At 65.2% G+C, this 5,067-nt stretch carries 4 protein-coding genes and 2 pseudogenes; all 6 read left to right on the top strand.

Going from position 1 to position 5,067, the window contains the following annotated elements; all coding sequences use genetic code 11:
* Positions 1-567, top strand: a pseudogene (locus A985_RS29440) (TlpA family protein disulfide reductase); the annotation flags it as partial.
* A gap of 400 nt (positions 568-967) precedes the next feature.
* Positions 968-1,555, top strand: a complete 588-nt coding sequence (locus A985_RS0117505) for an aminodeoxychorismate/anthranilate synthase component II (protein ID WP_017234673.1) — start codon at positions 968-970, stop codon at positions 1,553-1,555.
* Between the two features lie 62 nt (positions 1,556-1,617).
* Positions 1,618-2,646, top strand: a complete 1,029-nt coding sequence (gene trpD / locus A985_RS0117500; protein WP_017234672.1) for an anthranilate phosphoribosyltransferase — start codon at positions 1,618-1,620, stop codon at positions 2,644-2,646.
* A gap of 116 nt (positions 2,647-2,762) precedes the next feature.
* Entirely contained in the window at positions 2,763-3,575 is an 813-nt protein-coding gene (trpC, locus tag A985_RS0117495; RefSeq protein WP_017234671.1) for an indole-3-glycerol phosphate synthase TrpC, read from the top strand.
* Positions 3,576-3,641: 66 nt separating this feature from the next.
* On the top strand, positions 3,642-4,337 hold the full coding sequence (locus tag A985_RS0117490; RefSeq protein WP_017234670.1) for a CYTH domain-containing protein: 696 nt from the start codon (positions 3,642-3,644) through the stop codon (positions 4,335-4,337).
* 67 nt (positions 4,338-4,404) lie between these two features.
* Positions 4,405-5,067: pseudogene (locus A985_RS26010) on the top strand (hypothetical protein); the annotation flags it as partial.

The raw sequence follows: 5,067 nt of genomic DNA, 5'->3' as shown, positions 1-5,067 counted from the left end.
GGCGACGGCGGCTTCATGGTTTGGGTCGGGCTGCCCGTCGCACTGGGCTGGGCGCTGTGGCGTGTGCGCCGTGATGCGTCAGCGCGTCGCCCGATGCTATGCGGCTTCGTCGCGGGCGTGGCACTCTGGGGCGCCGCACAGGTTGGGCTGGGCGCCCTGCAGCGCACCGCACCGCCGCTGCCGCCTCTAACGCTCGCGACAATCGACGGCCGGCCCGTGGCGCTCGACGCCTATCGTGGCCGCCCCGTCGTGATCAATCTGTGGGCAAGTTGGTGCCCACCGTGCCGTCGCGAAATGCCCGTACTGGAAAAGGCCCAAGCGGACCATCCCGACGTGACGTTCCTGATGATCAACCAGGGCGAAGCCGCGCATACGGTCGAAGCATTCGTGCAATCGCAAGGGCTGCAATTCAACCATCTGCTGCTTGATCCCGCATCGCAAGCCATGCAGGCAGCGAGCGCACGCGCACTGCCCACCACGCTGTTCTACGATACGCAGGGCCGTCTGGTCGAAGCGCATTTGGGCGAACTGACGGCGGCGCGTCTGCGCGACACGCTGCAACGCCGCCTTCATCGAGCTCCGGTGCCGCCGCCCCCTAGGCGAACAAGCCCGGCCCGGGCGTCGCAGAATCGTCGAACGACCGCCGCTGCGGCACGTACATTCTTGCGAAAAATGGCTCGATCTCGCGAGAAACCCGTCGATCGGCTGCTTTTTATGACGCCCCGCCCACGACACCCCGCAGATACTGCTACAATCCTCGTCACTATGATGTCGTATCAGTCTTCCCCCCTCCTCTGGTCGCCTCTGACCGCCGCCCTGCGCTGGTGGCGGTAACCCGCCACGTCTATCTCATCCCCATAGCGCCCTCCCCCGCGGATCGCGAACTCAACGTGGGGGCACGCTCAGGGGGAATTCGCAAATCTCATGCGTTCGACAATCCTTTGTCACCCGACGAACAGGGACCATCATGCTGCTGATGATCGACAACTACGACTCGTTTACTTACAACATCGTCCAATACTTCGGTGAATTGGGCGAAGACGTGCGGGTCTTTCGCAACGACGAAATCACGCTCGACGCCATCGCCGAACTCGCCCCCGAGCGCATCTGCCTCTCGCCGGGTCCGAGCTGTCCGGCCAACGCGGGCATCACGCTCGACGTGCTCAAGCGCTTCGCCGGCGAGATTCCGATTCTCGGCGTCTGCCTCGGTCATCAGGCGATCGGCGAAGCGTTCGGCGGCAAGGTCGTACGCGCCCAGCAGATCATGCACGGCAAGGTGAGCGAGATCGAGACCACGCAACAAGGCGTGTTCGCGAATTTGCCCAAGCGCTTTACCGTCACGCGTTATCACTCGCTGGCCATCGAGCGCGCATCGCTGCCCGACTGCCTCGAAGTCACCGCCTGGACGGACGACGGCGAGATCATGGGCGTGCGTCACAAGACGCTCGATGTCGAAGGCGTGCAGTTCCACCCCGAATCGATTCTGTCGGAGCACGGCCACGACGTGCTGCGCAATTTCCTGCAAGCCGCACCGCGCGCGGCGCAGGCTGCATGAGCGCCGCCCCGAGCGTGCCACCCGAGCCACCCGAGCCGATCCGACCGACGAGAGAGCAAGCCATGATTACCCCGCAAGAAGCCCTGCAGCGCACCATCGAGCACCGTGAAATTTTCCACGACGAGATGCTGCACCTGATGCGTCTCATCATGAAGGGCGAGATTTCCCCGGTCATGTGCGCGGCCATCATCACCGGCCTGCGCGTGAAGAAGGAAACCATCGGTGAGATCGCCGCAGCCGCGCAAGTGATGCGCGAGTTCGCCAACCATGTCGACGCCCCCCCCGGCGAGCATTTCGTCGATATCGTGGGCACCGGCGGCGATGTGTCGCATACGTTCAATATCTCCACCGCGTCGATGTTCGTGGCAGCAGGCGCGGGCGCCAAGGTCGCCAAGCACGGCAACCGCGGCGTGAGTTCCAAGTCGGGCAGCGCCGACGTGCTCGAGGCCCTGGGCGTGAACATCATGCTCTCGCCCGAGCAGGTCGCCGAGTGTCTGCGCGAAGTCGGCATCGGCTTCATGTTCGCGCCGAACCATCATCCGGCGATGAAGAACGTGGCGGCCGTGCGCAAGGAAATGGGCGTACGCACGATCTTCAATATTCTCGGGCCGCTCACCAATCCGGCCGGTGCGCCGAACCAGTTGATGGGCGTATTCCACCCCGATCTGGTCGGTATCCAGGTACGCGTGATGCAGCGTCTGGGCGCCGAACACGTGCTCGTGGTCTACGGCAAGGACGGCATGGACGAAGTGTCGCTCGGCGCCGCCACGCTGGTGGGCGAGTTGAAGGACGGCAAGGTCACCGAGTACGAGATTCATCCCGAGGACTTCGGCCTGCAAATGGTGAGCAATCGCGGCCTGAAGGTCGGCAGCGCCGACGAATCGAAGACGATGTTGATCGAAGCACTCGACAACAAGCCGGGCACCGCGCGCGAAATTGTCGCGCTCAATGCCGGTACCGCGCTGTATGCCGCCAACCGTGCGGCGTCGATTGGCGAAGGTATCCAACTGGCGCGCGAATCCATTGCCAGCGGCGCGGCGCGTGCGAAGCTCGACGAGTTCGTCGCCTTCACGCAGCGATTCAAGGGATAAGGCGTGACGCCGGTACCGCCAACGGTACCCCGTCGGCCCCTCCCGATTTCGATTACGACGGGCATCTTTTTCGATGACGCCCGTCACATTCAGTAGCCCCCGAGTCATCCATCGATATGTCTACCGTTCTCGACAAGATCCTGGCCGTCAAGGCTGAAGAAGTCGCCGCTGCGAAGCGCGTGCGTGACCTCGCGAGCCTGCGCCGCGACGCCGAAGCCACCGTCGCCGACAGCGCGCTGCGCACGCGCGATTTCGTGGGGGCGGTGCGCACCAAGCTCGACGGCGGACTGCCCGGCGTAATCGCCGAGATCAAGAAAGCCAGCCCGTCGAAGGGCGTGATTCGCGAGCATTTCGTCCCGCCGGAGATTGCCGAGTCGTATCAGAAAGGCGGTGCGGCCTGCCTGTCGGTGCTCACCGATGTGCAGTTCTTCCAGGGCTCGCCCGAGTATCTGAAGGCCGCGCGCGCCGCGTGCGATCTGCCGGTGCTGCGCAAGGACTTCATGATCGACGCCTACCAGGTGTATGAAGCGCGCGAGATGGGCGCCGACTGCATTCTGCTCATCGCCGCGGCGCTGGAGCTCGCCCATATGCGCGATCTGGAAGCGCAAGCCCACGCGCTGGGCATGGCGGTGCTCGTCGAAGTGCACAACGGCCATGAACTGGACGCCGGGCTCGAACTGAGCACGCCGTTGCTGGGCATCAACAATCGCAACCTCCACACCTTCGAAGTGTCGCTCGATACCACGCTCGGACTGTTGAAACACATTCCGGACGATCGCGTGGTCGTAACGGAGTCGGGTATCCTCTCGCGCGACGACGTGACGCGCATGCGTGCAGCGGGCGTCAATGCCTTCCTCGTCGGCGAAGCCTTCATGCGCGCGCCCGACCCGGGTGAAGCCCTCGCCACGCTGTTCGACATGCCCCGCTGATCCCCTGCCACGCGCCACGCGAGCGATCGGTGGCGCGGCGTCCCCCCCCTCACAGGAGCGGCCCCGATGGCCATCGAACGCGAACTCAAACTGGCCCTCCCGGGCGACCTGTCAGCCGAGCGCGCCGACGCGCTGATTTCCCATCTCGACCGTTTGCCCGGGGCAGAAGCCCGCGGGGAGCGGCATCTCGTCAATCGCTATTTCGATACGCCCGCGCTGGCGCTCGCGCAAGCGAAGGCCGCGCTGCGGTTGCGTTTCGTAGCGCGCGACGGCCACCCCGGACAATGGCTGCAAACGCTCAAGTCGGTGGGTGAGGCCCGCGATGGACTGCATGTGCGTCACGAGTGGGAGCAGGCGGTGCGGGGCGAAGCGCTCGAACTCGCGCCGCTGATCGCCGCTTGCGACGTGCCCGGCACGGCGGATTTGCTGCGCGCCGAGGGGGCGAATGTCGTCGCCCAGTTCGAAACGAATTTCGTGCGACGCCTGTGGCGCTATATCGCAGGGGACGGCACGGCGGTCGAGATCGCCTTTGACCGGGGCGAAGTCGCGGTTGAGGCCGGCGGCAAACGCCACACTGAGCCGCTCGTGGAAGTCGAACTGGAATTGCTCGACGCTCCGGAAGACGACCGCGAGGGTCAAGGCGAACGCATTCTGCACGCGCTCGCGCAGGAATTGCGCGACGTACTGCCCGAATTGCAGAGCGACAATGTGAGCAAGGCGCAGCGCGGGTATCGTCTGCGGCAAAAGGTGCTCAGTCGCTGAGCGTCGCGCGCGGACACGCGCACGATGCACGCGTCACTCTCCCAAGTCCACTCAACCGACTCATCGCATGACCTCACGCTCACGCGCGGCATCCCCATCGCCTGCCGATGAACGGCAACGCTCGCTGTTCGACGACCCGGCGCCAGTGGCAGGAACGAACGACACGGCGGCTTCGCCGCAGCCACCCGCCGATGTCGCTGGTGTCGCTGCTCCCACCGTTTCCGCCGCGCCGTCACCGCGTCGACGCGGTCGTCCGCCGAAAGCGGGCGCGCCGGTGAGGTCTGCATCGACGCCGGTCACAGCAATCGCCCAGTCGGTTGCCGCGAGCGCTGACGCCGCCGGCCCGCTCAAGGGGCGCATCGAGGATCAGTTCGCCGCGTTGCCCCACGACTGGCAGACACTGGTCGCGCCGTTCGTCGAAAGCGAGGCGTACGCGCCACTGTGCCGTTACGTCGACGCCGAAGTCGCCGCCGGCAAGACGGTCTACCCAGCGGACATCTTTCACGCGCTGCGCATGACCTCGCCCTCGGACGTGAAGGTCGTGATCCTCGGGCAGGACCCCTATCACGGTGACGATCAAGGCATCGCGCAGGCGCACGGTCTGGCGTTTTCCGTGCAGCGCGGTGTGCGCGTGCCGCCGTCGCTGAGAAACATCTACAAGGAAATCGAGCGCGATCTGGGGATCGTTGCGCCGCCGCACGGCAATCTCGATGCCTGGGCGAAGCAGGGT

Origin of the sequence: Pandoraea sp. B-6, assembly GCF_000282835.1 — a bacterium.
In the GTDB taxonomy this organism is placed as follows: domain Bacteria; phylum Pseudomonadota; class Gammaproteobacteria; order Burkholderiales; family Burkholderiaceae; genus Pandoraea; species Pandoraea cepalis.
This window is presented reverse-complemented; position numbering and strand designations above follow the sequence as displayed.